The organism is Bifidobacterium sp. UTBIF-78 (assembly GCF_006408945.1).
Classification (GTDB): domain Bacteria; phylum Actinomycetota; class Actinomycetes; order Actinomycetales; family Bifidobacteriaceae; genus Bifidobacterium; species Bifidobacterium myosotis.
Map to the genome: position 1 here is coordinate 1 of NZ_JFAO01000085.1, position 1,252 is coordinate 1,252.

General features: G+C 57.8%; 1 rRNA gene. It reads left to right on the plus strand.

Annotated features, from left to right (window positions below):
- Nucleotides 1-1,252 (plus strand): 23S ribosomal RNA (locus BG22_RS10765); the annotation flags it as partial.

Consider the following 1,252-nt stretch of genomic DNA (forward strand, 5'->3'; position numbering starts at 1 on the left):
GCGTGGATCCGGTGATCCCGGCCGTCGAGAAAAGCTTCGGCGTGAGGGCGTCAGTCCGCCCGTACCCCAAACCGACACTGGTGGTCAGGTAGAGAATACCAAGGCGATCGAGCGAATCCTGGTCAAGGAACTCGGCAAATCACTCCCGTTCCTTCGGTTTAAGGGAGACCCCCGATGGTGAACCAACTCGCTTGGGGAGCTGTTGGGGGTGGCACAGACCAGGGGGTAGCGACTGTTTACCAAAAACACAGGTGCATGCGAAGACGCAAGTCGCTGTATATGCACTGACGCCTGCCCGGTGCCGGAAGGTTAAGAGGATCCGTCATGCTTTTGCGGAAGCGGTGAATTCAAGCCCCGGTAAACGGCGGTGGTAACTATAACCATCCTAAGGTAGCGAAATTCCTTGTCGGGTAAGTTCCGACCTGCACGAATGGCGTAACGACTTCCCCACTGTCTCGACCAGGAGCTCGGCGAAATTGCAGTACGAGTAAAGATGCTCGTTAAGCGCAGAAGGACGAAAAGACCCCGGGACCTTTACTATACCTTGGTATTGGCATTCGGTGTGGATTGTGTAGCATAGGCGGGAGACGTCGAGGCGTGGTCGCCAGATCGCGCGGAGTCGCAAGGTGAAATACCGCTCTGTTCGCATTGGATGTCTAACCACGACCAGTCATCCTGGTCTGGGACAGTGCCTGGCGGGTAGTTTAACTGGGGCGGTTGCCTCCCAAAGAGTAACGGAGGCGCCCAAAGGTTCCCTCAGCCCGGTTGGCAATCGGGTGTCGAGTGCAAGTGCACAAGGGAGCTTGACTGCGAGAGCGACGGCTCGAGCAGGGACGAAAGTCGGGACTAGTGATCCGGTGCCGGTGTACGGACGCGGCATCGCTCAACGGATAAAAGGTACCCCGGGGATAACAGGCTGATCATTCCCAAGAGTCCATATCGACGGGATGGTTTGGCACCTCGATGTCGGCTCGTCGCATCCTGGGGCTGGAGCAGGTCCCAAGGGTTCGGCTGTTCGCCGATTAAAGCGGCACGCGAGCTGGGTTCAGAACGTCGTGAGACAGTTTGGTCTCTATCCTCTGCGCTCGTTGGAATGCTGAGGAGGCCTGCCCATAGTACGAGAGGACCTGGGTGGACGAACCTCTGGTATGCCGGTTGTCACGCCAGTGGCACGGCCGGTTGGCTACGTTCGGGAGGGATAACCGCTGAAAGCATCTAAGCGGGAAGCCTGCTCCGAGATAAGCATTCCGTG